The 22,295-nt window shown below is 29.1% G+C and carries 29 protein-coding genes and 2 tRNA genes; 21 read left to right on the top strand and 10 right to left on the bottom strand.

Annotation, left to right across the window (positions count from 1 at the left end):
* Window positions 1–385: 385 nt before the first annotated feature.
* The gene (locus NLO413_RS02055) at window positions 386–2,953 is read right to left on the bottom strand and encodes a UvrD-helicase domain-containing protein (RefSeq protein ID WP_045808877.1); all 2,568 of its coding nucleotides are present in this window, start codon (window positions 2,951–2,953) and stop codon (window positions 386–388) included.
* Between the two features lie 109 nt (window positions 2,954–3,062).
* Between NLO413_RS02055 and NLO413_RS04925 the strand changes: the two genes are divergently transcribed.
* The 3 genes from NLO413_RS04925 (at window position 3,063) to zapE (ending at window position 6,432) form a co-directional block, all read left to right on the top strand.
* Window positions 3,063–4,067: an ankyrin repeat domain-containing protein gene (locus NLO413_RS04925; protein WP_232295898.1), complete on the top strand. Its 1,005-nt coding sequence runs from the start codon at window positions 3,063–3,065 to the stop codon at window positions 4,065–4,067.
* A gap of 871 nt (window positions 4,068–4,938) precedes the next feature.
* Window positions 4,939–5,259 carry a hypothetical protein gene (locus NLO413_RS02045; protein WP_045808876.1) on the top strand — a complete coding sequence of 107 codons (321 nt, stop codon included), beginning with the start codon at window positions 4,939–4,941 and terminating at the stop codon, window positions 5,257–5,259.
* Window positions 5,260–5,370: 111 nt separating this feature from the next.
* A complete protein-coding gene (gene zapE, locus NLO413_RS02040) occupies window positions 5,371–6,432 on the top strand; it encodes a cell division protein ZapE (protein WP_232295897.1) in 1,062 nt (353 codons plus the stop codon).
* Between the two features lie 558 nt (window positions 6,433–6,990).
* Here zapE and hemH read toward each other — a convergent pair.
* From hemH to rlmB, 9 genes are all read right to left on the bottom strand, one after another.
* Window positions 6,991–8,031 carry a ferrochelatase gene (gene hemH / locus NLO413_RS02035; protein WP_084229798.1) on the bottom strand — a complete coding sequence of 347 codons (1,041 nt, stop codon included), beginning with the start codon at window positions 8,029–8,031 and terminating at the stop codon, window positions 6,991–6,993.
* Between the two features lie 8 nt (window positions 8,032–8,039).
* A complete protein-coding gene (locus NLO413_RS02030) occupies window positions 8,040–8,906 on the bottom strand; it encodes a hypothetical protein (RefSeq protein WP_045808874.1) in 867 nt (288 codons plus the stop codon).
* Window positions 8,907–9,175: 269 nt separating this feature from the next.
* Complete coding sequence (locus tag NLO413_RS02025) at window positions 9,176–9,577, bottom strand: cell division protein ZapA (RefSeq protein ID WP_045808873.1); 402 nt, start codon at window positions 9,575–9,577, stop codon at window positions 9,176–9,178.
* Window positions 9,577–9,858, bottom strand: a complete 282-nt coding sequence (locus NLO413_RS02020) for a DUF4164 domain-containing protein (protein ID WP_198138892.1) — start codon at window positions 9,856–9,858, stop codon at window positions 9,577–9,579. The genes NLO413_RS02025 and NLO413_RS02020 overlap by 1 nt, the downstream gene beginning before the upstream one ends.
* 68 nt (window positions 9,859–9,926) lie before the next feature.
* Complete coding sequence (locus NLO413_RS02015) at window positions 9,927–10,196, bottom strand: HU family DNA-binding protein (RefSeq protein ID WP_045808871.1); 270 nt, start codon at window positions 10,194–10,196, stop codon at window positions 9,927–9,929.
* A gap of 2 nt (window positions 10,197–10,198) precedes the next feature.
* Window positions 10,199–11,086 (bottom strand): signal peptide peptidase SppA, encoded by an 888-nt coding sequence (sppA, locus tag NLO413_RS02010; protein ID WP_045808870.1) that lies wholly within the window; start codon window positions 11,084–11,086, stop codon window positions 10,199–10,201.
* A 9-nt stretch (window positions 11,087–11,095) separates the two neighbouring features.
* On the bottom strand, window positions 11,096–12,787 hold the full coding sequence (locus NLO413_RS02005) for a 30S ribosomal protein S1 (protein WP_045808869.1): 1,692 nt from the start codon (window positions 12,785–12,787) through the stop codon (window positions 11,096–11,098).
* Between the two features lie 68 nt (window positions 12,788–12,855).
* Window positions 12,856–13,509, bottom strand: coding sequence for a (d)CMP kinase (gene cmk / locus NLO413_RS02000; protein WP_045808868.1), 654 nt, complete (start codon window positions 13,507–13,509; stop codon window positions 12,856–12,858).
* Window positions 13,510–13,516: 7 nt separating this feature from the next.
* Window positions 13,517–14,266 (bottom strand): 23S rRNA (guanosine(2251)-2'-O)-methyltransferase RlmB, encoded by a 750-nt coding sequence (rlmB, locus tag NLO413_RS01995; RefSeq protein WP_045808867.1) that lies wholly within the window; start codon window positions 14,264–14,266, stop codon window positions 13,517–13,519.
* Between the two features lie 151 nt (window positions 14,267–14,417).
* Here rlmB and NLO413_RS01990 point away from each other — a divergent pair.
* The 18 genes from NLO413_RS01990 (at window position 14,418) to rpsN (ending at window position 22,292) form a co-directional block, all read left to right on the top strand.
* Window positions 14,418–14,500, top strand: a tRNA-Tyr gene (locus tag NLO413_RS01990).
* Window positions 14,501–14,508: 8 nt separating this feature from the next.
* A tRNA-Gly gene (locus NLO413_RS01985) sits at window positions 14,509–14,579 on the top strand.
* Window positions 14,580–14,615: 36 nt separating this feature from the next.
* Window positions 14,616–15,800 (top strand): elongation factor Tu, encoded by a 1,185-nt coding sequence (gene tuf, locus NLO413_RS01980; RefSeq protein ID WP_045809358.1) that lies wholly within the window; start codon window positions 14,616–14,618, stop codon window positions 15,798–15,800.
* 9 nt (window positions 15,801–15,809) lie between these two features.
* Window positions 15,810–16,139 (top strand): 30S ribosomal protein S10, encoded by a 330-nt coding sequence (gene rpsJ, locus NLO413_RS01975; protein ID WP_045809357.1) that lies wholly within the window; start codon window positions 15,810–15,812, stop codon window positions 16,137–16,139.
* Complete coding sequence (rplC, locus tag NLO413_RS01970) at window positions 16,132–16,827, top strand: 50S ribosomal protein L3 (RefSeq protein WP_045808866.1); 696 nt, start codon at window positions 16,132–16,134, stop codon at window positions 16,825–16,827. Before rpsJ ends, rplC begins: the two co-directional genes overlap by 8 nt.
* Before the next feature lie 8 nt (window positions 16,828–16,835).
* Window positions 16,836–17,456, top strand: a complete 621-nt coding sequence (rplD, locus tag NLO413_RS01965; protein ID WP_045808865.1) for a 50S ribosomal protein L4 — start codon at window positions 16,836–16,838, stop codon at window positions 17,454–17,456.
* Window positions 17,453–17,743 (top strand): 50S ribosomal protein L23, encoded by a 291-nt coding sequence (locus tag NLO413_RS01960; protein WP_052690372.1) that lies wholly within the window; start codon window positions 17,453–17,455, stop codon window positions 17,741–17,743. Before rplD ends, NLO413_RS01960 begins: the two co-directional genes overlap by 4 nt.
* A gap of 4 nt (window positions 17,744–17,747) precedes the next feature.
* Window positions 17,748–18,578: a 50S ribosomal protein L2 gene (gene rplB, locus NLO413_RS01955; RefSeq protein WP_045808863.1), complete on the top strand. Its 831-nt coding sequence runs from the start codon at window positions 17,748–17,750 to the stop codon at window positions 18,576–18,578.
* Between the two features lie 5 nt (window positions 18,579–18,583).
* Window positions 18,584–18,868 (top strand): 30S ribosomal protein S19, encoded by a 285-nt coding sequence (rpsS, locus tag NLO413_RS01950; protein WP_045808862.1) that lies wholly within the window; start codon window positions 18,584–18,586, stop codon window positions 18,866–18,868.
* A gap of 14 nt (window positions 18,869–18,882) precedes the next feature.
* Window positions 18,883–19,233 carry a 50S ribosomal protein L22 gene (rplV, locus tag NLO413_RS01945; RefSeq protein WP_052690371.1) on the top strand — a complete coding sequence of 117 codons (351 nt, stop codon included), beginning with the start codon at window positions 18,883–18,885 and terminating at the stop codon, window positions 19,231–19,233.
* A gap of 3 nt (window positions 19,234–19,236) precedes the next feature.
* Window positions 19,237–19,872, top strand: a complete 636-nt coding sequence (rpsC, locus tag NLO413_RS01940; RefSeq protein ID WP_045808861.1) for a 30S ribosomal protein S3 — start codon at window positions 19,237–19,239, stop codon at window positions 19,870–19,872.
* A 17-nt stretch (window positions 19,873–19,889) separates the two neighbouring features.
* On the top strand, window positions 19,890–20,300 hold the full coding sequence (gene rplP, locus NLO413_RS01935) for a 50S ribosomal protein L16 (RefSeq protein WP_045808860.1): 411 nt from the start codon (window positions 19,890–19,892) through the stop codon (window positions 20,298–20,300).
* A 7-nt stretch (window positions 20,301–20,307) separates the two neighbouring features.
* On the top strand, window positions 20,308–20,508 hold the full coding sequence (gene rpmC, locus NLO413_RS01930; protein ID WP_084229796.1) for a 50S ribosomal protein L29: 201 nt from the start codon (window positions 20,308–20,310) through the stop codon (window positions 20,506–20,508).
* Window positions 20,508–20,735, top strand: coding sequence for a 30S ribosomal protein S17 (gene rpsQ / locus NLO413_RS01925; protein ID WP_045808858.1), 228 nt, complete (start codon window positions 20,508–20,510; stop codon window positions 20,733–20,735). Before rpmC ends, rpsQ begins: the two co-directional genes overlap by 1 nt.
* A gap of 11 nt (window positions 20,736–20,746) precedes the next feature.
* A complete protein-coding gene (rplN, locus tag NLO413_RS01920; RefSeq protein WP_045809355.1) occupies window positions 20,747–21,106 on the top strand; it encodes a 50S ribosomal protein L14 in 360 nt (119 codons plus the stop codon).
* Complete coding sequence (gene rplX, locus NLO413_RS01915) at window positions 21,106–21,435, top strand: 50S ribosomal protein L24 (protein ID WP_045808857.1); 330 nt, start codon at window positions 21,106–21,108, stop codon at window positions 21,433–21,435. Before rplN ends, rplX begins: the two co-directional genes overlap by 1 nt.
* Before the next feature lie 8 nt (window positions 21,436–21,443).
* Window positions 21,444–21,977: a 50S ribosomal protein L5 gene (gene rplE / locus NLO413_RS01910; RefSeq protein ID WP_045808856.1), complete on the top strand. Its 534-nt coding sequence runs from the start codon at window positions 21,444–21,446 to the stop codon at window positions 21,975–21,977.
* A gap of 9 nt (window positions 21,978–21,986) precedes the next feature.
* Window positions 21,987–22,292 (top strand): 30S ribosomal protein S14, encoded by a 306-nt coding sequence (rpsN, locus tag NLO413_RS01905; protein WP_045808855.1) that lies wholly within the window; start codon window positions 21,987–21,989, stop codon window positions 22,290–22,292.
* Window positions 22,293–22,295 lie beyond the last annotated feature (3 nt).

Raw genomic sequence — 22,295 nt, 5'->3', positions numbered from 1 at the left:
TCTTTTATAATAAGATTATTTTAAATTTTATCTTTGTAATCATAAAATAATGCACTTTATTAATTTGTTATTTGGTGGCGTAACTTTATAAAGCATTTTATATGATTGCAGTTGAAATTATGGCGTTTCTTATTATTAAGGGGGAGGGGTTAATCTATAAATTTAAAGCTTTAGTATTTTATATAATAAAATGCTTAAAGTGTTTTTACAAACAAATTACTCACTAGTAAGTTATTAATAAAATCTTATAAGTAAAGGCTTATATTGGTTGAGTAGGAAATTGTAATTTTTTTAATAGGAATATTTCAGTTGTTTTGTCTGTAAGGCCATTTAGTTGTATTTATTTAAATGATACATATATATGTAAGAACATAAACTTTTTTGTTTAGTTGTGTTCTATACATAGAACATTAACTTTGCTTGTGAACATTGGAGGTAGTTCTATGGATTTCTTTGTATATATGTCACTAATATTTGAGATAATGTTATACCACGACTTATCATGTGGATGATTTTCTCCTGTAATGTATAATTCATCTTCTGCTCTTGTAAGTGCTACATAAAGTAATCTTATATACTCGTTATATTCTTCCAAATTTCTTTTATTTTTTAGTATTGTAAGCTTATTATTAACATTGTTGCGACACCAAAAAGGTGTATTTTGTTCATCAAAAATTATTTGAGAATCACTTCTTGGTATACTTGTTGTATCTGTTAAAAATACTATAGGGAATTGCATTCCTTTTGCATTATGTACGGTCATGATACTGATAGAGTTATTTATGTTACTAAGATCCCTTTTTACTTCTGGATTTGTATGTTTAATCCAATGTATAAATGACTCAAGGGAACTTAAATTATTAGTTTCAAATTTTATTAATAAATTTATAAATTCGTCTATTACTTCTGTAACTGATGTACCCATACATTTAATAAATTGTTGTTTATGCTTTGATAAAATGTAATGGTATAGATCTAAAGGACTATAATGTTTTGAAATGTTTATTAGTTGCTTTAAATAATTTGATATTTCAGTAAAGTTCAGTTGTAAAGCGTCCCATAAATGTTTGTGGTTTTTAGGATAGCTAAGGTTAAATAATTGCTCTTCTGTAAATTTAAATATTGGCGATTTAAGTAGATTTGCCAGAGACATATCGTTCTTTTGTAGCAATAAGAATTCTCCAAGATTTACTAAATCTTTAATTACTATATGGTCCATAATATTAAACTTATCTCTGCCGGAAACTGGAATATTAAATTTTCTTAATTCTTCAGTTAGGTAATCAATAAAGGTATTTCTATGACGTACTAGTACTAAAATATCTCCTGCTGTTATAGGGCGATGTTTTGATATTAAAGTTCTTTTCATTGTTATCCATGAATGAATTTTGTGTGCAATAGTTGATGCAAGTTGTTGAGTATGATTGTTAGATTGAATATGTAACTGATTCCATGCATCTTTTTTAGCTTGTATGTCTATTATAGGTAAAGGCCATACTTCAACATATCCATAATCGTTTTTTCTATAGGCTATATGTTCTATTTTACGCTTTTCAAAAGATATTTGTTCTTGAAAATTGTTAAAAATTTTATCTACAAGTGTCAATATAGGCTGTGCTGACCGAAAAGATGTGTTTAATTTTATTATTGTAGGATTGGTACTTTTATTTGCAAAGTATTGACACATGGGATAGAAGTAATCAGGTCTTGCATTTTGAAAACTGTATATAGACTGTTTGATATCTCCAACGACAAATAGAGAGCGTTTTTCATTTGTTGTTCCAGTCCCAGAAAAAAACTCATTACATAGTTGTGTAATAATTTCCCATTGTTCTAAACTATTATCTTGTGCCTCATCAATGAGGATATGATTTATTTTTTGATCTAACTGGAATAATATCCAGTCTTTGTAATAAATATTTGTCATTAAGTTAAGCGTTAAATGAATTATATCATTATGATCTAGATATCTATTACGCTGTTTATCTTTTGTATATATGTTAGTAAATTGTTCTGCAATTTTTATTAGGTGATATGTACGATGTATTATTTGATAATTATCGAATTGCTCTATGAATTTAGCTATATTTTCTTGCTCATTTATAATAATGTTTTCTGCTTCTGGAAATTGTTCTAAAGTATTTTTAGTTATTATTGATGATAAAGGTTTTCTTTCAAAATTTGATAGGTTAATAAATATTTTAGCATAATCCTTGATTTTAGTTAGTTTATCGCTTTGTGATAAATTATACCATTCAGAAAGTTGGTAGCTGATTTTTTTGTCTCTTGTGCTTCCATTTTGTAAAATGTTAATTAATGTATATGCAGTAGAGTTAAAATTTGTATTTAGTATAGTGTTCTTGTATTTTTTATATATGTAGTTTTTATTAAATTTTTTGCTGATGATTTTATATAGCAAGTTGTATATTATGCTTTCTGTTAATTCTGTAGATATTGCTTCAAAGTGATGCTTTATGTTTTGTTCTAGAAATAATTTTTTAAAAATTTTTGGATAAGATTCTGAAATGTCTTTTATTGTGTAGTTCTGTGAAATACCAGTTTCAGTAGGGAATGCAGATATAAGATTATAGCAAAAACTGTGTATTGTCTGTATTGTAAGTAAGCTGTGTATATTAAAGAATAACTTTTGGGCATCTTTATAGCGTTGTTTATCAAGATCATCATGGCATATTTCTTTAAGTGCTAGGCTTAATTCTTGTTGTGACATGGACATCCATTTGATGGCTGTTTTGTATACTCTTTCTTTTATTTCGTAAGCAGCAGCATTTGTGAAAGTTAGACAAAGTATTTTTGTTTTGCCTGCAATAAGTAACCTTAGAATTCTGTGCGTTAGTATTCTGGTTTTACCAGTACCGGCTGATGCACTAATCCATGTAAATTCACTACTAGGGTTAGTCGCAGTTTTAACAATGTTTAATGTAAAATGCTGCATGTCTTTAATTTTAAAGTTAATAATAAATTATATTTTAATGGTAAAACTAGTACTACTGGTATATAAGTATTTTTATAGTATTCAATATAAACATTAAGAAGGTATAGATATGAAAAAGTTTTTCGTTACAGCAGCATTATTAACAATGGTAGGGCTCATGGATAGTATTGCTTCTGAGTCACATGAAGATAAAAAAGTAAATGATTATGATATGCTGAGCATTAGTAAATCACTTGTTGATAAAGACAATGATATTAAAAATGATGATATTGGTGTAAATCATAATGTTGATGCATTAAAACATGAAGAAGATGTGCATTCTGAGTCTGGTGATTTTAGTGATGATGAACAAAAACTTAATGATGGTCATGATTTACTTAATGATGAAAAAAATATAGAAGATGACCAAAAATTACATGGGAATGATAGTAATAAATTAATGGATGATGTAAAAAAAAACAAAGAGCAAAAAAAAGATAAGAAAGAAAAAGATGATAAAAAAAGTAAGCATGATCAAACTTTGGAAAATATAGATGAAAATGATGTTATCAATAAGGAAGATGCTGATTTACAAGATGAGAAGTTAAGTAACGAGAAAGAGATGATAGAAAATAATGATGCTAATAATTTACAAGATAAATCATTAATACTTAGTAGTAATAACAAAATTGCAAGTGAATGGAAGAATTTAAATAGTGGACAATTATTATCAGATAAGTGGCTATTTTATAGAAATGCTATAGAATCCATTGAAGTAGATAGTTATGATCAAAATAATAGTCATTTACCTAGAGTAGCGTCTTTACATGATTATTATCAACAGGCGTTTTATTGTGTAAATGATAATGATGTTTCTGGGTTGAGGGCTGTAATTTATAAACTTGAGAATTTGGGGGTTAATGTAACTACCATATTAGAGGATTTACGTACACAAGATAGGGGTGATAATTTATTGTTATATGCTATCAGGAAGGGTAATATAGACGTAGTAAGATTTCTTTTGTCTTTAGGTTCTGGCATTGGTGTTAATAATTATCAATCTGAAACACCTTTAGGTATTGCTGTACAAAGTGACAGAACAGATATTATCGATGCTGTTATTGAAATGCAATAGAGATTTGCTTGAGTATAATATTTTTTTTAATCAATAGTTTATTATTGAATTGTGTTATTATCTTATCATAATATTTAATATCTTGATAATTTGAAGTGAGGTTGTTTTGTTTATTATTTTATGTACTATTAAGTAGGGCAAAATTTTTGTGGGATTTTTTAACAATTTAACATCATGATGAGGTTTTTTTAGCGAATTAAATCATAAGTAGAAGTTATATTTGTATTACTATTTGTCGAGAGAAAGGTTATTTAGTAGTTAATTATAAAATAGAGAGATAGCATATTAATTGTGTATTACATACATATATTTATTGCTATAGCTTTAATATCTAGCAATTTATTTAGTTTAGTAGTGATGGGTTAATTATTAATAGATTTGATTTTCTGTAAGCTATTGTTGTCTACTATATCAGTATGAAGTTGTATGTTTTTTATAATAATAAAAGATAATAACTGTTGTAATAATTATGATTTATTGTAGTAGTTATTATATATGGCATGTTATTATTTTTTAAATTTTTTGTTTTATTTTAGCGTTAACGGTTTAGTGAGTTTTTGTATTATCGAGCACAAAAAATAAGTTACAAAAAAAAGCGTAAAGAATTTGGTAATATTTTACTTATATAAGTATCTAAAGTACCTGTTTTAAAGTTATAAGATAATTTTTTGATCAGGTTCATGATAAATATATCATATAATTATATCATAATAAGTATCGAATATTAGAATAAAAGATATTTTATTATGATTAATCATATTTTTTAATTAGAAAAGTCATATAAAAAAAATAAAAATATTTGATACATACCTTGATTTTTTGTCTTTCATAAGTGTTGAATAAGCTAATATTTTCACCAAAGAGGTTAAAAATGGATACTGATGTATTAAATTCTTATGAATATTACGATATGTATGATATACATTGTTCTAATAATTTAGAAAGTAATGAATTATTAGAAGAACAAAAAAGGTATAGTTCGTTATGGGGAGCAGTTATATTACAGGCTATGATTGATTTAAATTCTAATTATAAAAGAACAGAGAATAAGTTAGAAAAGATAAAAGCTTTTAATTGGATTAATGATTTACATGATGATTTTATTACAGTATGTTATTTTGCAGGATATAGCCCTGTTTATGTGAGAAAGAAAGCACGTAAAGTTATGCTTAAGGTTTTAAATAGTAAATAATCAAGTACTTGTGGTTACTTAATGGTTGTGTGATGATATATATAATAAAAATTATGGTATGTAATTAACCTTAGTGTACTATTTATAGGTAGGTAGATATATTGGGTTATTGTGAGTCGATCTCGTATCTTTTCTAAGTATTATGACATGATTGATACATGTAAAATGACTTATGATCAAGAACAAATTAATTTGCTAAAAAGATTGGCATTGTATGATAATATACTGCCAAAATACTTACGTTTTTTGTCTCTGAAAAAAAAGAAAGGGTTATATGTATATGGAAAAGTAGGACGAGGCAAGTCATTATTGGTGAGCTTATATTATAATAATTGTAGTATAAAACGTAAGAAGAGAGTGCATTTTAATAATTTTATGAGCAGTATTCATGGTTTGTTACATGAACTGCGGTATAAATCTGTAAAAGATCCTGTGGCAAAGATTGCTAAATTTATTATAAAGGATATAGATTTACTGTATTTGGATGAAATACAAGTGTATGATATATGTGATGCTATGATATTACGTAAGCTATTTTCAGTATTGTTTTCTCACAATATTGTAATAATGGCAACTTCAAATTATTCCCCTACAGAGCTATATGAGGATGGTGTTCAATACGAATCTTTTATGCCTACAGTTTCGTCTATAATAACTCAACATATGGAAATAATACATTTATGTGGTCAACAAGATTATCGCTTGTTAAAAGATGATAATCAAGAAGTGTATTATATTGGGAAAAATTCTAGTAATAAGTTACAAGAAGTTTTTGTGGAGTTTACTAATGGTAAAGTATGTAGGTCTTTGGTTTTAGATGTGAATAATAGAAAAATTAATATTTATAAAGTGTGCAATAATGTTGTATGGTTTGATTTTCAAGATTTATGTGGAAATAGTACGCCTTTATGGGTAGATGATTATCATATTATTGCTAAAAATTTTTCAGTAATTTTCATTGCAAATGTACCGGTTTTTAATTTGTATAATCAAAATGAAATGCGCAGGTTTACTGTATTAGTAGATGAATTATATGAGAATAAGAATAAAATATTTTGTTCATTAGCTACAGATTTGGAGAATTTGTATTATTTGAATGTAATTCCTGTAGATTTTCAGCGTACAATTTCAAGGTTAGCTGAGATGAGATCACAAGCTTATTGTAGGTTATGAGATAAATTTTTTATGTTTTATTATTCATGATCTTTATATGATTTCTCTCTACGAGTTTTATTCTATGATAATGATACAGGCAGTACATTGCTTATAATTTGGTATAAAGATAAGTTAGTTGTCTCTTTTCTACCAATATTTTTAGAATATGCTGAATTTGAGAATCTTTGTAGCATATATATACTATGCTTTGAATACTTATATATACGATTGTTAATATGTTCTATACTGAATATCATAATATATAATTTTTAACTTTAAAATTTGCAAATTATATATGGTGTATGTTGTTGAATGTGTCTTTTGTTAACAAAATCATATGACTCATTTTTTTAAAGGTTATGTTTTTGTAGAATTGTTTTTTACAGTAATTTTATACTAATTACTTTTTCAGTTGTAAAAATTTTTAAATATGAGGAATTATTAAGTGTCGATAGGTGTTTCTTAAAGTTTAGTTTGTTTATAATTATATTAACGTTAACAATACTTACCTTATACTAAATTTAAAGATAGTTTTTTGATGGATATATGCACATTTTGTTATTTAAGTGTGTATATTTATAGCTTAATAATCTTTTCTTGCATATTGTGCCAGCACATCTTGTAATTATTAGAACACTGAAGTTGTGAATGCTGTGTTTGATTATTAGTGCATAAGTCTTTTAAACATTGAATAAAAAGCTTGTTAATTTTTAATGTTGGAACACGAAAATATAATGTTTGTGGTAATAATGATCGATACTCTATATCAAGTTCGAAAAGAGTTTCAGAATTTTCCGATACAAAAGAAATAGGAACGATTATTATAGGAACATTATCTTGTTGTGCTCTTAAAATTTCTGATTTAGTGCAGGGTTCTAACCATTTTAGATATCCAATTTTACTTTGATAACATACAATCCAATCAAGAGATTTTATATTTAAAGTCTTTACAATCATAGATGCACTGTACTGTATTTGTTTATGGTAAGGATCACCTTTTTTGACTATACTTATTGGTAAACTATGTGCAGAGAATAATATTCTAGGAGAATTATGGATTGTTATTGCTCTTGTGTATTCTTTATGTATTAACTGACAGTAAGCTTTAATGTAATAGCTATTGTTATAGTAGCAGCATATTATTTTAGTTGGAAATTGGTGTTTTGATTTACTTATATGGTAATGCCAATCTTTGATTGATGATAGAGTTGTAGTGCTTGAGTATTGAGGATACAGGGGTAGGAGAATAATTTTGTGTGGTAAAAAATTAATAACTGATGAAACTATTGTTTTAGCACATGGTTTAGTATGACGCATGCATACAAATACTTTATATATGTTATTATTTTGATTAAAGTTTAAATATTTTTCGAGTGTTACTGCTTGTAAATTTGTTTCTTCAAGTAATGGAGATTTTTCATTAGTAAGCTTTTTATATATTTTTATTGCAGATTTTTCTCTATAATATGCTATTAGCTTTGCTATAAGAAATCTAAAAGGGTTTATTATACAAATGATATTTTTATCGTAAAATAAACTGAATAAGAATGACTTAACATCAGATAGCTTTTCAGGCCCGCCTAAGTTAAATAATACAACAGCTACTTTTTTTTTCATAAATAACTTTAATTTTTTACTATTTTTTGTATTAGACTGCTAGTGGATATAGATTTTTCAATTGTTGTATCTTTAGTAATAACTTGTGTTTTATTAAAGTCTTTATTTTTTCGTATTAGTTCTGAAATACCTAAAGTCAAAACTGATATTATATCTTTTAGAAATGCTAAGAAAAAGCTTTGTGACAAAACAAGATTAGCTTTTGATTCATGAAATGCAGATTCTTGTGGAGATTTACAGTTATTTATTATATCAAATATAAAACTAAAAGGAAGTTCGATAATATTTAAGATAGCAAGACTTAATTCCATAGGAATTAAAAGAATTTTTATTGGTAACGTTAACAATAAAAACAAATAAAACTTTAAATATGAATGTGATGTATTAGATATATTAGGGTCAATAGCTGAATATTGCTCTGTATTTGATTGTATATTATTACAACAACTCTTTTGTGGGTTTATTTGTGAAAATTTTATAAAAATGCTATCACTATAAATAGGATGCAATATAGCACTACAGCAGTCCGAAACTATATTTAACCTTCGTAAAGTGAAACACACGGCTATCATTATAGCAATACATATTCCTAAGCATGCAGAATAAAATAATGGTGTTGCTTGGGCGCTGCATAAATTGCAAAGCAAAAATACGATTGGCATTACAATTAACACTTCGCTAAAAGGAATAATATGTCTTTTTACTTGTGCAAAAGCATGGCTGTATTCATTATCATATTTTTTATGATCTTGCGTATTATGATTGAAAAATTTTAAGAATAAAGAATACTGTATTGTAGATAAAGCAGCTACATTAAAAATGAAAAAACCTTTAAAACTACACAAAATTGAATTTTTAAATTGAAGAGCTGACATATATTACTCAATCCTTATATTATGGCATACGTGCTATTATATTTACTTAAATTATAGTAATTTTTTTATTGTAGTGTGTCAATGTTCATTTGCTCACTGAATTGATTATTTGTATTAGATAACGTAAATTTGTTATTTGTTTACTAATTAATATATAATTTTTGTTAAGTGGTTTTGTTTAAAAGAGGTGGTAAAGAAAAAATAAAATTGCTGTATGTATTTAAAATAAAAGATATCTTTTATTTTTTGTGATAAGTAGTTTGTACAAATTAGGAATTATCGTTTGTTGTTAGCGGGGTAATACTCTTAATGTACAAAATTAATTTTTCTATTCTTAATAAGCTATATGATACATATTCTTCTATAGCGTGCTGCTTTTGTAATGACTGTTCATATTGTGTTTTATATTTTAATAGTTCTTCTTGAGTATTTTTTAGTTCATGAGATAGTTCTTCTATTTGATCTTCTAAAGTTAATCCGGCTAATAAAAAGATTAAAGCGTCAGGTGTTTTGTTTTTTACAGAATTTGATATAGCATTTACTAAAGAATTGAATTTATTAGCTAACTCAATTAGATGGGGCTTTTCCTTTGCATTACAGGCAACTTTGTATAAATTATTATGAATTGTTATTTCAACAATTTGTTGTATATTGTGATCTTGTTCAGTCATTATGGCTCCTTTTTGATAATAGACTGAATGGTTTCTATTGATAAGTTTAATTTACTTATTACTTCACTGCATGTTGCTTTCCAATTATCACATTCTTGTTGTTTTGCTAAAAGTTGTTGTTCTAGCTTATTTTTTTCAATAGCTAAGAGTTTTATTGCTTCTTCATATTGTATAGTTTTTATAGGCCTGTGGTTGTTGATATTTTGTATCAAGTAATCTTCAAGTTTATTGAAAGCTTTCTCTAACTTTTCTAGGTATTGTAGATTATCAAAATTTTTCATTACACTCATTAAACCCCTTTAATATTGCTATAAAGAGAAGCTAGATATACTTATAAATAGCCAATCAGTTATTGTTGATTTATTAATTGTATAAGTTTATTACTAGGTCTAAAATAAATTTTTTGATACTTATCCTTCATAAGCCTTGAATTACTTGATTTTATTATATAACTTTTAGTGGAAAATGAACCAAAACCTCTTAGCTCAACTCTTTTATTATTTTTTATGCTATCAACTATTAACGAAAAGAATATATCGAATATATGCAGCACAATATCTTCTCCCAAAGAAGGATTTTTTTTAGAGATACGTTGAATTAAGTGTGATTTTAGTGACATAATTAATAGATCGCTAGGTGTTGGAATTGTGGTAGTAACGTATACATATACTGTGTAATTGACGAAAATAATGTCCTACTACTTACTATATTTTTATAACTAAAGTTTTTTATTCTGCTTGTTTTAATATTTCGTTGCGTATTGAGCCAAATAATAGCATCTTTTTCTCCTCCAATTTGATCAACAAGTCCTATTTTAAATGCTTGTGAACCAGTATATAAACGCCCATCAGCTATTTTTAAAACATATTCTTTTGTTAAATGTCTGCGATGTACTATTAAGTCAACGAAAAAATTGTATGATTCGTTTACAATATTTTGCATGTACTTTTCCCCATTAGGTGTTAAATCCTCAAAAGGAGACATAGCTGCTTTTAATTCAGAAGTTTTTATAGATTTTAAAGAAATACCGAGTTTTTTTGCTATTGGTTCAAAACCGATATATTGTGCTATGACACCGATAGATCCTGTTAATGTATTGCTGTGAGCTATTATATGGTCTGCTGCAATAGCTACCATATATCCTCCTGAAGCTGCAAGATTGTTAAGAACAGTAACAACTGGTTTTTTTTCTGCAATATCTCTTATTTGCTGATATAAAATTTCACTATCAACTACTGATCCACCAGGACTGTCAATTATTAGTATAAGGGCTTTAGCGTTGTCATTTTTTGCTAACTGTTTTAATAAATTATCTCTACTTTTATTGTGGCTAATTTGCTCGTTAATGTTAATTTGTGCAATATATTGCATTCCAACTATCTTTGTAAGACCTGAAAAATCAACATAGTTTACTAATAATAGCGATAAACAGATAATTACAACTGATAGCGTACGCCATAATTTTATACGTGAATTTAAAATTTCTATTTTTATTAATTGATCGGACACGTAACTTACCTAATTGTTTGCTTTTAATGATAATATCATATTATAAGTTTCAATCAGCAAAACTTCAGCTTCAACTTTATCTCCGGGAAAGAACTTTTTACCTTCTGGTAAATATTCTTGCTCAATTAATACATTAAAACTACTTGAACTATTGTTAAATACATCTACTAATAATCCCATATCCTCCAAAACCTTAGATACAGTAACGGGAAGTTTGTCTCCTAAATTAGTTTTTCTCAACAACTCAACAAATGGATCATATTCAATTTGCTTTATGCCAAGATCGATTTTGTTTTTATTAACATTTACCATTAAAATTTTTGCTTCTACTATGTCACCAATACTATATTTTTTAAGGGCAGCTTCTGGTGAACCTGACCAGCTTAATTCTGTGGAACGAATTAATCCTTCAATACCTGAATTAAGAGTATCATCGACAAAGGAAACGAATATCCCAAGGTTACTAATGTTTTTTATCTTTGTTTGAACAGTTGATCCTAAGGGGTGTTTGAGTATAAAAGATTCCCATGGATTTTTTTTACATCTTTTAATACTAAGGCTCATCCTATTTTTATTGGTATCAATGCTAAGAATTTTTACTTCAGCTTCTCCTCCTCTCATAAATAGCTGATTAATTGGAAGAAGGTTTTTTGTCCAGCTAATTTCTGATATGTGAACTAGTCCCTCTATTCCTGTTTCCAATTCAACAAATACACCATAATCTTCAATGCTTGTAATAGTACCCTTGTGTATACTATCAATAGGATAACGCTGCTCTATGTTTGCCCAAGGACTTTTTTCAAGTTGTTTTACTCCAAGTGAAATTTTTTTATTTTCTCTATCAATTTTTATAATTTGTGCTTTTACGGTTTGACCACATGAAAATACTGCTGAAGGATGGCTCACTCTACTCCATGATATGTCAGTAATATGTAGTAACCCATCAACTACACCAACTGAGGGTGATTCATGTATTTCAATAAACACACCGTATTTAGTAATGCTTTTTACTTTTCCCTCTATAATATCTCCTTCATTAAGTTGACTTAAGAATAGCTCTTTTGCATCTGCAAGTGATTCCTCTAGTATAGCTTTTCGTGATACAACAATGTTCCCTTGCTTTTTATCCATTTTTAAAATACGAAACTTTTGTTGTTTTCCTAAAAGAGGGGTAATATCTTTTACTTGACGTAGGCCAACATGGCTAGCTGGCAAGAAAGCTATAACACCACCTACATCAACAGTATAACCGCATTTTATTGAGCTAAATATTACACCTTCAATATCGGATTTCTGTTGCGCAGCTATTTCAAGCTTTTGCCATAATTCGTCTCTAATTGCTTTTTCACGGCTTAAAATTATGTTTCCATTTCTTCCTTCAATTTTATCTAAATATAGTTTAATTTTTGAGCCTACCTTGATATCTTTATAATCTTCACTCAGTTCAAACTCTTTTAATGATACTATGCCTTCGGACTTTAATCCTGCATCTATAGTGACATAATCTTTATCTAAGCAGATGACAGTTCCTTCGATGATTTCCCCTTCTTTTGAGTTATCATTTAATAATTCAGACAACACATCTGTAAAATTTTGTGTGCTTTTACTGTCTAGTTGGAAATCATAATTTACAAATTTATTAGAATGTATTTTCTTAATGCTTGCTGAGTTGTTTTGTGAGGTTGTTTTTACTTGGTCCATAATAGCCTACACTTAATTATTTTATAATAAATGAAAAACATTAAAATGATATTATTGTTTATATAACTTTACAAGAAAGTTTTTATTTTTTTTATTGTTTCTAAAAATACTAGTTCTTTACTCATGTGTGAAGTATTTAAGTATAATGCATTTTCTACACATTTTAAAGGTGCAATACTCCTGTGATAATCTCGTATATCTCGCTGTAGTAAATGGTGTAATACGCTTTTATACATTTCTTTTGTGCTTGATTGTAGTTCTTTAAATCTTCTTTTTGCTCTTATTGAAGCATATGCAGTAATGAAAATCTTAACATTTGCATCAGGGCAAATTACTGAAGATGTATCTCTTCCATCTAAGACTGCACCATTTGATGATGAGTAAGCAAATTCGCGCTGTATAGGCAATAATGCAGATCGGATAATTTTATTTGTTGCTAATATTGAGGCGATTTTACCAATATGTTCATTATTATAATGTGATGAATTATTATTGTCCTCTAATAATGTAAATATCTTTTGTTTTGTATTAAGATCTATAGATAAATTTGGTGTTATATGTAAATTGTTATTAATAAATTTTGTAGCTATAATTCTATATAATTTTCCTGTATCAAGGTATTTAAAATTAAAAAATTTAGCTATTTCTCTTGCTAAGCTTCCTTTACCTGAAGAAGAAGGACCATCAATGGTAATAATAAAGTTGTTACGATTTTTAAACATTGTTGCTTTATAAATTTTGATGATAAGTGTAATATAGAGCTATTGCTGCTGCATTTGAAACATTCAGGCTATTGATTTTTTGTGATATTGGAATTTTTAATAAAAAATCACAACTTTCTTTTACAAGTTTTCTAATACCTTTTTCTTCTGACCCTAAAACAATTGCTTTTTTATTATAAAAATTTACTTGATGTAGCAATTGTTTAGCTTGAAGATCTAATCCGTAACACCAATATCCTGATTTTTTTAAAATTTGTATCGTTTGTACTAGATTTGTGACTTGAATAATTGGTATTAAATCCATGGCTCCACTTGATGTTTTTGCAATAATACAATTTTCCGATGGGGAGTTATGATATGAAATAATAACTGCATCCACATTAAAACAAGCTGATGACCTAATAATAGATCCTACATTATAAACATCTGTTACTTGATCTAATATTAGTATTGTTGAATTTTTATTGTTAGTGCGTGAGATTATGTTGTGTATGTCAGTGCGATCTTTTATTATAGAATCTACTTTTAAAGCTATCCCTTGGTGGTTAGCATTACTGCCTAGTATAGTATTAAGCGTATTATTATCTGTAATTTTTAATTTGATATTTCTTTTGCTAGCATATTGAGTAATTTCAGAATTCTTTTGTAAAAAATTTTCTGTGATGATAAGCTCATAGCAAGTTCTATCAAGATTTTGTATTGCTGTGATGCAAGTATGTTTTCCATATATCCACATTGTTTTAATACGATGATTCATTTTATTTGATATAAATTATAATTTTTGTTAATTTAAGTATTGACATATTGTAGTGTTTAATTTAGTTAAATCAATTCTAAATGAATTTTTTTAGTGTTGTTTTGTTGATTTTGTGGTATTACAAGTATTGTATTGAGTATGCCATGGGAAGGGAGGAGTGGCCGAGTGGTCAAAGGCAGCAGACTGTAAATCTGCCCACTTATGTGTACGTAGGTTCAAATCCTACCTCCTCCACGTTATATGCGGGTATAGCTTAGTGGTAGAGTCATAGCCTTCCAAGCTAAAGGTGTGGGTTCGATTCCCACTATCCGCTCTTTTTTTTGATTATTTTGTTAAGGAATGTATAAAGATGACAGATATTAGGAAGCCACACATTAATGTAGGTACAATAGGGCATGTTGATCATGGTAAGACAACATTGACAGCTGCGCTAACTACAGTGTTAGCAAAGAAATTAAGTGGAGCGAATAAAGTAGTAAAGTACGATGAAATAGATAAGGCACCTGAAGAGAAAGCAAGAGGTATAACGATTTCTACGGCACACGTAGAATATGAAACAGAGAGTAGACACTATGCGCATGTTGACTGTCCTGGGCACGCTGATTACATAAAAAATATGATAACAGGTGCTGCGCAAATGGATATAGCAATATTAGTAGTTTCTGCTACTGATGGAGCGATGCCGCAGACAAGAGAGCATATATTATTAGCAAAGCAGGTAGGTGTTAAAGATATAGTTGTATGGGTAAATAAGTGTGATGTTGTTACAGATAATGATATGCTGGAATTGGTAGAGATGGAGATGAGAGAGCTATTAACAAATTACGGATATCAAGGAAGCAGTATAGACATAATAAGAGGATCAGCAATAAAGGCGTTAGAGGATGAAGGTGCTGATGGAGAGTGGAGCGATAAGATAATGGAGTTAATGGCAGCATTAGAGAAGATAGAATTACCACTAAGAGAAAAAGATAAGCCATTTTTGATGTCAATAGAGGATGTATTTTCTATACCTGGTAGAGGTACTGTAGTAACAGGAAGAATAGAGCGTGGAGTTATAAGGGTAGGAGATAAAGTAGAGATAGTAGGATTAAGGGAGCTTCAAAGTACTGTATGTACAGGTGTTGAAATGTTTCACAAGGCATTAGGTGCTGGGGAAGCAGGAGATAATGCAGGGATTTTGCTAAGGGGCATAAAGAAAGAGGATGTTGAGAGAGGTCAGGTATTAAGTGCACCTGGGCAAATACGTTCGTACAATGGATTTAAGGCGGAAGTTTATATATTAAAGAAAGAAGAAGGTGGAAGGCATACACCATTTTTTTCAAACTATCAGCCGCAGTTTTATGTAAGAACTACTGATGTTACTGGTAGTATAAAATTGGCAGAAGGAATAGAGATGGTTATGCCTGGTGATAATTTAAGTATAGAAGTAAGCTTAGATAAAGCAGTTGCGATAGAAAAAGGATTAAGATTTGCAATACGTGAAGGTGGAAGAACTGTTGGATCTGGTATTATTACTGAAATTTTGGAGTAAGTGAATTTTATGGTAACGCAAAAGATATATATTGAATTAAGAGCATTTGACCATTGTTTATTAGATAGGTCTGCACGTAGTATAATTTTAACTGCAAAAAGAAGCGGAGCTCGTGTTAATGGGCCAATTTTCTTTCCTAGAAAAATTATGAAATTTATAGTTAATCGCTCTACTCATGTTGATAAAAAATCAAGAGAACAATTTGAGATCAGGAGTCATAAGCGCTTAATTAGCCTTCCTAAGGCTAATTCTACAATTCTTCAAGCTTTAATGAGTTTACAGTTGCCTGCTGGTGTTGATGTTAAAGTGAAGGTTATAGGGGGAAGTAGTAATGATTAGGAGAAGGATTGGTTTATTGATGAAGAAAGTAGGTGTTACTGCAATTTTCAATTCTGAAGGTAGGAGAATTGCTGTAACATTATTGTATCTTGAGGATTCTTACATTGTGGGGTTAAAAAATAGCAAGATTCATGGCTATAATGCAGTTGTATTGGGTGTACGTTCTTCTGTTCATCTTAAAAAACCTCAAATAAAATATCTAGAAAAAAATAATATAAATGTTCATTGTAAGTTATTTGAATCTAGAGTTGATAGCATAGATAATATAAAACAAGGGTTTAAAGTATTGATTAATCATTTTATTGAAGGTCAATGTGTTGACGTTACAGGTTATTCTGTAGGTAAAGGATTTGCTGGGGTGATGAAGAGATATAACTTTAAAGGACTTAGAGCTTCTCATGGTGTATCTATAGCCCATCGTTCTGCAGGTTCTACAGGGCAATGTCAGGATCCTGGTAGAGTATTTAAGGGTAAGAAGATGGCAGGTCATTTAGGTAATAGTAAGGTAACGGTTCAGAATATTAAAGTTCTGCAAGTGGATTATGAAAAATCTTTGTTAATTGTGAAAGGTAATAATATTCCAGGAGTAGTGAATTCTTATGTTTTTGTAAGAGATGCTGTTAAGTATCCTGTGTTAAATAATGCTTCTTCTTTTGTAGATATGGCATTGGATTTGAATAATACATGAGATAGTATATGGAAGTTAATATAGTAAGTTTGCATAATGAAAATAAAGGAATTTTTGAGTTAAATCCTTTAATATTTAATGTAGAGCATAGGTATGATATATTGCAAATGGTAGTAAATTGGCAATTATCTAAAAGGCGTTTTGGAAATCATAAGACAAAAGGTATAAGTGATATTATTGGTACTACAGCTAAGCCTTATAAGCAAAAGCATACTGGTAAAGCAAGACAAGGTAGTTTACGTAGTCCTCAATTTAGAGGTGGTGCTGTAATATTTGGTCCAGTTGTTAGAGATCATTCATATTCTTTAAATAAAAAGGTACGTTGTTTAGGATTAAAATCAGCTTTGTCTTTAAAAAAGTCTTGTAATAAGTTGTTGATTTTGGATAATGTTGATGTTAATTTAAAAAAGACAGCGGAATTATTAAAGCTTTTTAATAATTTTAGTGATTATAGATCTTTTTTGATTGTTGCAGAAGATTATAATCAAGGGATTAGATGTGCATGTAATAATGTGCATAATGTTAATTTATTAAAGCAAGCAGGTATTAATGTTTTAGACTTATTGCGCCATGATTGTGTTATGCTTACTGTAGGTGCTGTTAGATATTTAGAAGGTAGATTGCTGTGATTAATTATTTTTCTATTATAAAATCGCCTATTATTACAGAAAAAATAGCATCATTAGGTGAAAAGTTTAGTAAATATGCATTGTATGTTGCTGTGCGTTCTAGTAAATTTCAAATTAAAAAAGCTATAAAACTTGTTTTTGAAGTTGATGCAGTAAAGCTTAGTTCATTGAGGTTAAAAGGCAAAAAGAAACGTTGCAAGGGTATTTATGGTAAAAGAGGGGATAGAAAAAAAATTTATTTTTCTTTGTTAAAGGGTCAAAATTTTAAAAATATGGAGATAAAGTAATAAAATGGGTATTAAAGCTTTAAATGCAGTTACTCCATCTTTACGTGGTACTGTTTTATTAGATAAGAAATTTTTGTGGAAAGGTAAGCCTGAAAAGTCTTTAGTAGTCCGCAAATCTTCCTGTGGAGGAAGGAATGCTAGAGGAGTTATTACCGTTCGTCATAAGGGTGGAAGACATAAGCTTCTTTATAGAATGGTTGATTTTAAAAGAAATAAGATTGGTGTTTCTGCAGTTGTTGAAAGGTTAGAATATGATCCTAATCGTACAGCTTTTTTAGCTTTTTTGATATATAGCGATGGGGAAAAATCTTATATTATTGCTCCTAATGGATTGAAAGTTGGTGATACTGTAGTATCAGGGGATGATTCTGATATTTTATTAGGTAATTGTTTATCATTGAAATGTATACCTGTTGGTGCGCTTGTTCATAATATTGAATTATATCCAGGTAATGGAGGAATTATTGCTAGGGCTGCTGGTAATTATGCTCAAATTATGGGTAAAGATGGTCCATATGTATTGTTAAGATTAAGTTCTGGTGAACTGAGAAAGGTTTTGTCAACATGTAGAGCTACTATAGGGGTAGTTTCTAATGGTGATAATCAGAATGTAAAGTTAGGTAAAGCGGGGAGAAGTAGGTGGTTAGGAATTAGGCCTACTGTTCGTGGAGTTGCAATGAATCCTATAGATCACCCTCATGGTGGGGGAGAAGGCAAAACTTCTGGTGGTAGAAATCCTGTTACTCCGTGGGGTGTTCCTACAAAGGGTAAGAAAACAAGAAAGAAAAATAAGTTAAGCAATAAGTATATTAAGCGTTCATCTGCTAAAAGGTAAAATTTATGTCTAGATCTATTACAAAGCCTCCTTTTTGTGCTGCGCATGTTTTGCGGTTAGTTGATAAAGCTATTGCAAGTAATAAAACTAATGCTATTATAAATATTCATTCTAGGGCTTCTGTTATTTTAAATAAGTTCATAGGATTTACTTTTGGAGTATATAATGGTAAAACTTATGTACCTGTAAAGGTTACTGATAATATGGTTGGACATAAATTTGGTGAATTTTCCCCTACAAGGCGTTATTTAGGTCATGCAAGTGATAAAAAAGTATCTAGGAAAAAATAATTAGGGGGAGCTTTATGAATAATAATATGTTAGTAGTTAATGCTAAAGGTATAGGGTTAAGGTCTACACCTAGTAAATTAAATTTGGTTGCTAATTTAATTAGAGGGAAGGATGTAGGGGTAGCGTTAATGTATTTAACATTTTGCAAAAAAAAAGCTGCAGGACTGATTGCAAAAGTTTTAAAATCAGCAGTTGCTAATGCTCAGGTTAACCATAATATTAATATAGATAATCTTTATATAAAAGAAGTGTTGGTAGGAAAAGCTTTTTCTTTACGTAGAATTCATGCAAGGGCACGTGGTAAGGCGTGTAGGATAAATAAATGTTATGGTAGTGTTATTATAAAATTGTTAGAAAGGATATAGTTTATGGGGCAAAAGTCTAATCCTATTAGTTTAAGGTTAAAAATAGTTAATACATGGGATTCATTGTGGTATGCTAATAAAGATTATGCTTTAAAATTGCATGAGGATTTTTTATTGCGTAATTTTATTAAAAAAACTTTTTATCATGCTGCTATTAGTAAGATTGTTATTGCTAGAAAAGTTGATGTAATTATCATTAATATACATTCTGCAAAGCCTGGTGTCATAATAGGGAAAAAAGGTGCTGATATTGATAAAGTAAAGCAAAGAATCACACAAATGATTAATAATAATGTTGAACTGCATTTAGTTGAGCTAAAAAAGCCAGAAATGAAAGCAGTGTTGATTGCTGAAAGTATTACACAGCAACTAGAAAAGAGGGTTTCTTTTAGAAGGGCAATGAAAAGAGGGGTACAGAATTGCTTAAAATTAGGAGCTAAAGGAATTAAGGTTAGCTGTGCAGGAAGATTGGGTGGTGCTGAAATTGCTAGAACTGAGTGGTATAAAGAAGGTAGTGTTCCATTACATACTTTTAGAGCAAATATAGATTATGGATTTGCAGAAGCAAAGACTATTTATGGTATTGTAGGTGTAAAAGTGTGGGTTTATGTTGGTGACACAAAATCTAGTGTTGAGTGATGTTATGAGAGAATATTATGTTTGTACCAAAAAAAACAAAATATAAGAAAAGTTTTAAAGGACGTATTAGTGGAGACGTTAAGGCGGGTTATAGTTTAGCTTTTGGTTCTTATGGATTAAAGGCTTTAGAACCTGTAAGATTAACATCCAAGCAAATTGAGTCAGCTAGGCGTAGTATTGCTAGGGCTTTGAGGCGTGTAGGAAAAATTTGGATAAGGGTTTTTTGTCATATTCCTGTTAGTAAAAAGCCCATGGATGTACGTATGGGGAAAGGTAAGGGTAGTGTTGAGGTATGGGTGTGTAAGGTTAAGCCTGGTAGAATTTTATTTGAAGTTGGTGGTGTTTCATTAGATTTAGCTAAGGAGGCTTTACAAAAAGCTCAATCTAAATTACCAATAAAATGTAAATTTATTGATAGTAAGTTCTAAGGTTTATATGATGAATAATATGTATGAAGTGAGTAATAAATCTCTTGAGGAACTGCATGATATGTTGTTGTCTTTACGAAAAGAATTAGTAAAAGATATTTTTAATCGCAAGCTAGATAAGTCTATTAATAATTCTCATTGTAAGTTTGTTAGAAAAAAAATAGCACGAATACTTACTGAGTTAAATTGGAGGAAAAAAAAGAAATAATGTCTAAAAAAATTTTAACGGGTATTGTTATCGATAAGAAGTGTAATAAAACTATAAAAGTATCAGTTTTTAATATGATAAATCATAAAATATATAAAAAGGTTATGAAGAAATATAAGACTTATATTGTACATGATGAAGAAAATAGATATAAATGTGGTGATGTGGTAACAATTCAAGAGCATATACCTATCTCTTCTATGAAAAGGTGGATAGTAGTAAATTAAGTGGTTATTTTATGATACAAAAGAATACATTATTAGATGTTGCAGATAATTCAGGTGCTCGTAAGGTGTTATGCATAGGGTTATTAGGTGGTAAAAAGTCGTCATCAGTTGGCGATATAATTGTAGTTTCAGTTAAAGCTATTAATCCTAGGGGTAAAGTTGCGAAAGGTAAAATTTATAGAGCTGTAATTATAAGGACTAAGGGGTCTATACGTAAGCTTGATGGAACTGTAATAAGATTTTCAAGTAATGCTGTAGTATTAATTAATGATCAAGGTGATCCATTGGGCACTAGGGTTTTTGGTCCAGTTAAAAAATTACCTTTTGGTTTATTTTCAAAGGTTATGTCTTTGGCTGTGGAGGTATTGTAATGAGTAGAATTATTAGTGGAGATGATGTTATTATTTTAACAGGAAAGGATAAAGGAAAAATAGGTAAAGTAATAAAAGTGATTAAGAAGAAGTGTATTGCAGGGCAAAAGCGCTGCTTTCTTATAGTATCTGGTGTTAATATATGTAAAAAAAGTACTAAAGCTACTCAGAATAAGAAAGGGGGAATCGTTAATATTGAAAAAATGATCGATATTTCGAATGTTGCATTTTTTGATTCTGAAACTGGTATTCAAACAAAAATTGGGTATAAGTTTATTGATAATAAAAAAGTGCGTATTGCTAAGTGCTCAGGAAAAGTTATAAGTTAGGAATTTATATGTTAAAAGATTTATATAGAAACCACATAGTAAGTTCTCTCAAAAGTAAGCTTAATTATGATAATGTTATGCAGGTACCAAAAATTGTTAAAGTATGTTTAAATATGGGTTTAGGGGTAAAAGCTACTGATAATAAGTTCATTAATTCTTGTGTACGTGATTTATCGTTGATTGCAGCACAAAAGCCTGTAATAACTTATGCAAGAAAGTCTATAGCTGGGTTTAAAATTCGTCAAGGTTTTGCAATGGGATGTAAAGTTACCTTACGTAATAAAAGAATGTATGAATTTTTAGAAAGATTAATATATATAGTATTGCCTCGGGAGCAGGACTTTAAGGGTTTATCAGTTGCACAATTTGATGGATGTGGTAATATATCCTTTGGTATTAAGGAACATATTTCTTTTTTAGAAATTGATTATGATAAAATAGAAAAAGTTCTTGGGTTAGATGTTAGTGTTGTTACAAGTGCAGTAAATGACTTTGATGCTAAGTTGTTGCTAATGGAATTTGGTTTTCCATTTATTAATTAAGGAAAAGGTATGTCTAAGAAATCTATAATACAAAGAAATAATAAGCGTATGGATATTTGTAATAGGTTGCAGGCTAAGAGAAAGCAGTTAAAAGCTGTAATTAAAGATCAATCTCTTTCTATGAATGAAAGATTCTTAGCACAAATTAAGCTTTCAAAATTACCAAGAGATTCTTCTTATATCAGAATAAGAAATAGGTGTTTAATTACTGGTAGACCTAGAGGTTATTATAGAAAATTTAAGGTTTCACGTATTGTATTACGTCAGTTGGGTGCAATAGGGCAAATACCTGGGCTAACAAAATCAAGCTGGTAAAAA

Origin of the sequence: Candidatus Neoehrlichia procyonis str. RAC413, from assembly GCF_000964795.1 — a bacterium.
Classification (GTDB): Bacteria; Pseudomonadota; Alphaproteobacteria; order Rickettsiales; family Anaplasmataceae; genus Neoehrlichia; species Neoehrlichia procyonis.
This window is presented reverse-complemented; position numbering and strand designations above follow the sequence as displayed.

What these genes read in the sequence shown, in the direction of transcription:
- NLO413_RS02055 (WP_045808877.1), bottom strand. Translation starts at nt 2,953, where the DNA reads ATGCAGCATTTTACATTAAACATTGTTAAAACTGCGACTAACCCTAGT.
- NLO413_RS04925 (WP_232295898.1), top strand. Translation starts at nt 3,063, where the DNA reads ATGAAAAAGTTTTTCGTTACAGCAGCATTATTAACAATGGTAGGGCTC.
- NLO413_RS02045 (WP_045808876.1), top strand. Translation starts at nt 4,939, where the DNA reads ATGGATACTGATGTATTAAATTCTTATGAATATTACGATATGTATGAT.
- hemH (WP_084229798.1), bottom strand. Translation starts at nt 8,031, where the DNA reads ATGAAAAAAAAAGTAGCTGTTGTATTATTTAACTTAGGCGGGCCTGAA.
- NLO413_RS02030 (WP_045808874.1), bottom strand. Translation starts at nt 8,906, where the DNA reads ATGTCAGCTCTTCAATTTAAAAATTCAATTTTGTGTAGTTTTAAAGGT.
- NLO413_RS02025 (WP_045808873.1), bottom strand. Translation starts at nt 9,577, where the DNA reads ATGACTGAACAAGATCACAATATACAACAAATTGTTGAAATAACAATT.
- NLO413_RS02020 (WP_198138892.1), bottom strand. Translation starts at nt 9,858, where the DNA reads ATGAAAAATTTTGATAATCTACAATACCTAGAAAAGTTAGAGAAAGCT.
- NLO413_RS02015 (WP_045808871.1), bottom strand. Translation starts at nt 10,196, where the DNA reads ATGTCACTAAAATCACACTTAATTCAACGTATCTCTAAAAAAAATCCT.
- NLO413_RS02005 (WP_045808869.1), bottom strand. Translation starts at nt 12,787, where the DNA reads ATGGACCAAGTAAAAACAACCTCACAAAACAACTCAGCAAGCATTAAG.
- cmk (WP_045808868.1), bottom strand. Translation starts at nt 13,509, where the DNA reads ATGTTTAAAAATCGTAACAACTTTATTATTACCATTGATGGTCCTTCT.
- rlmB (WP_045808867.1), bottom strand. Translation starts at nt 14,266, where the DNA reads ATGAATCATCGTATTAAAACAATGTGGATATATGGAAAACATACTTGC.
- tuf (WP_045809358.1), top strand. Translation starts at nt 14,616, where the DNA reads ATGACAGATATTAGGAAGCCACACATTAATGTAGGTACAATAGGGCAT.
- rpsJ (WP_045809357.1), top strand. Translation starts at nt 15,810, where the DNA reads ATGGTAACGCAAAAGATATATATTGAATTAAGAGCATTTGACCATTGT.
- rplC (WP_045808866.1), top strand. Translation starts at nt 16,132, where the DNA reads ATGATTAGGAGAAGGATTGGTTTATTGATGAAGAAAGTAGGTGTTACT.
- rplD (WP_045808865.1), top strand. Translation starts at nt 16,836, where the DNA reads ATGGAAGTTAATATAGTAAGTTTGCATAATGAAAATAAAGGAATTTTT.
- rplB (WP_045808863.1), top strand. Translation starts at nt 17,748, where the DNA reads ATGGGTATTAAAGCTTTAAATGCAGTTACTCCATCTTTACGTGGTACT.
- rpsS (WP_045808862.1), top strand. Translation starts at nt 18,584, where the DNA reads ATGTCTAGATCTATTACAAAGCCTCCTTTTTGTGCTGCGCATGTTTTG.
- rplV (WP_052690371.1), top strand. Translation starts at nt 18,883, where the DNA reads ATGAATAATAATATGTTAGTAGTTAATGCTAAAGGTATAGGGTTAAGG.
- rpsC (WP_045808861.1), top strand. Translation starts at nt 19,237, where the DNA reads ATGGGGCAAAAGTCTAATCCTATTAGTTTAAGGTTAAAAATAGTTAAT.
- rplP (WP_045808860.1), top strand. Translation starts at nt 19,890, where the DNA reads ATGTTTGTACCAAAAAAAACAAAATATAAGAAAAGTTTTAAAGGACGT.
- rpmC (WP_084229796.1), top strand. Translation starts at nt 20,308, where the DNA reads ATGATGAATAATATGTATGAAGTGAGTAATAAATCTCTTGAGGAACTG.
- rpsQ (WP_045808858.1), top strand. Translation starts at nt 20,508, where the DNA reads ATGTCTAAAAAAATTTTAACGGGTATTGTTATCGATAAGAAGTGTAAT.
- rplN (WP_045809355.1), top strand. Translation starts at nt 20,747, where the DNA reads ATGATACAAAAGAATACATTATTAGATGTTGCAGATAATTCAGGTGCT.
- rplX (WP_045808857.1), top strand. Translation starts at nt 21,106, where the DNA reads ATGAGTAGAATTATTAGTGGAGATGATGTTATTATTTTAACAGGAAAG.
- rplE (WP_045808856.1), top strand. Translation starts at nt 21,444, where the DNA reads ATGTTAAAAGATTTATATAGAAACCACATAGTAAGTTCTCTCAAAAGT.
- rpsN (WP_045808855.1), top strand. Translation starts at nt 21,987, where the DNA reads ATGTCTAAGAAATCTATAATACAAAGAAATAATAAGCGTATGGATATT.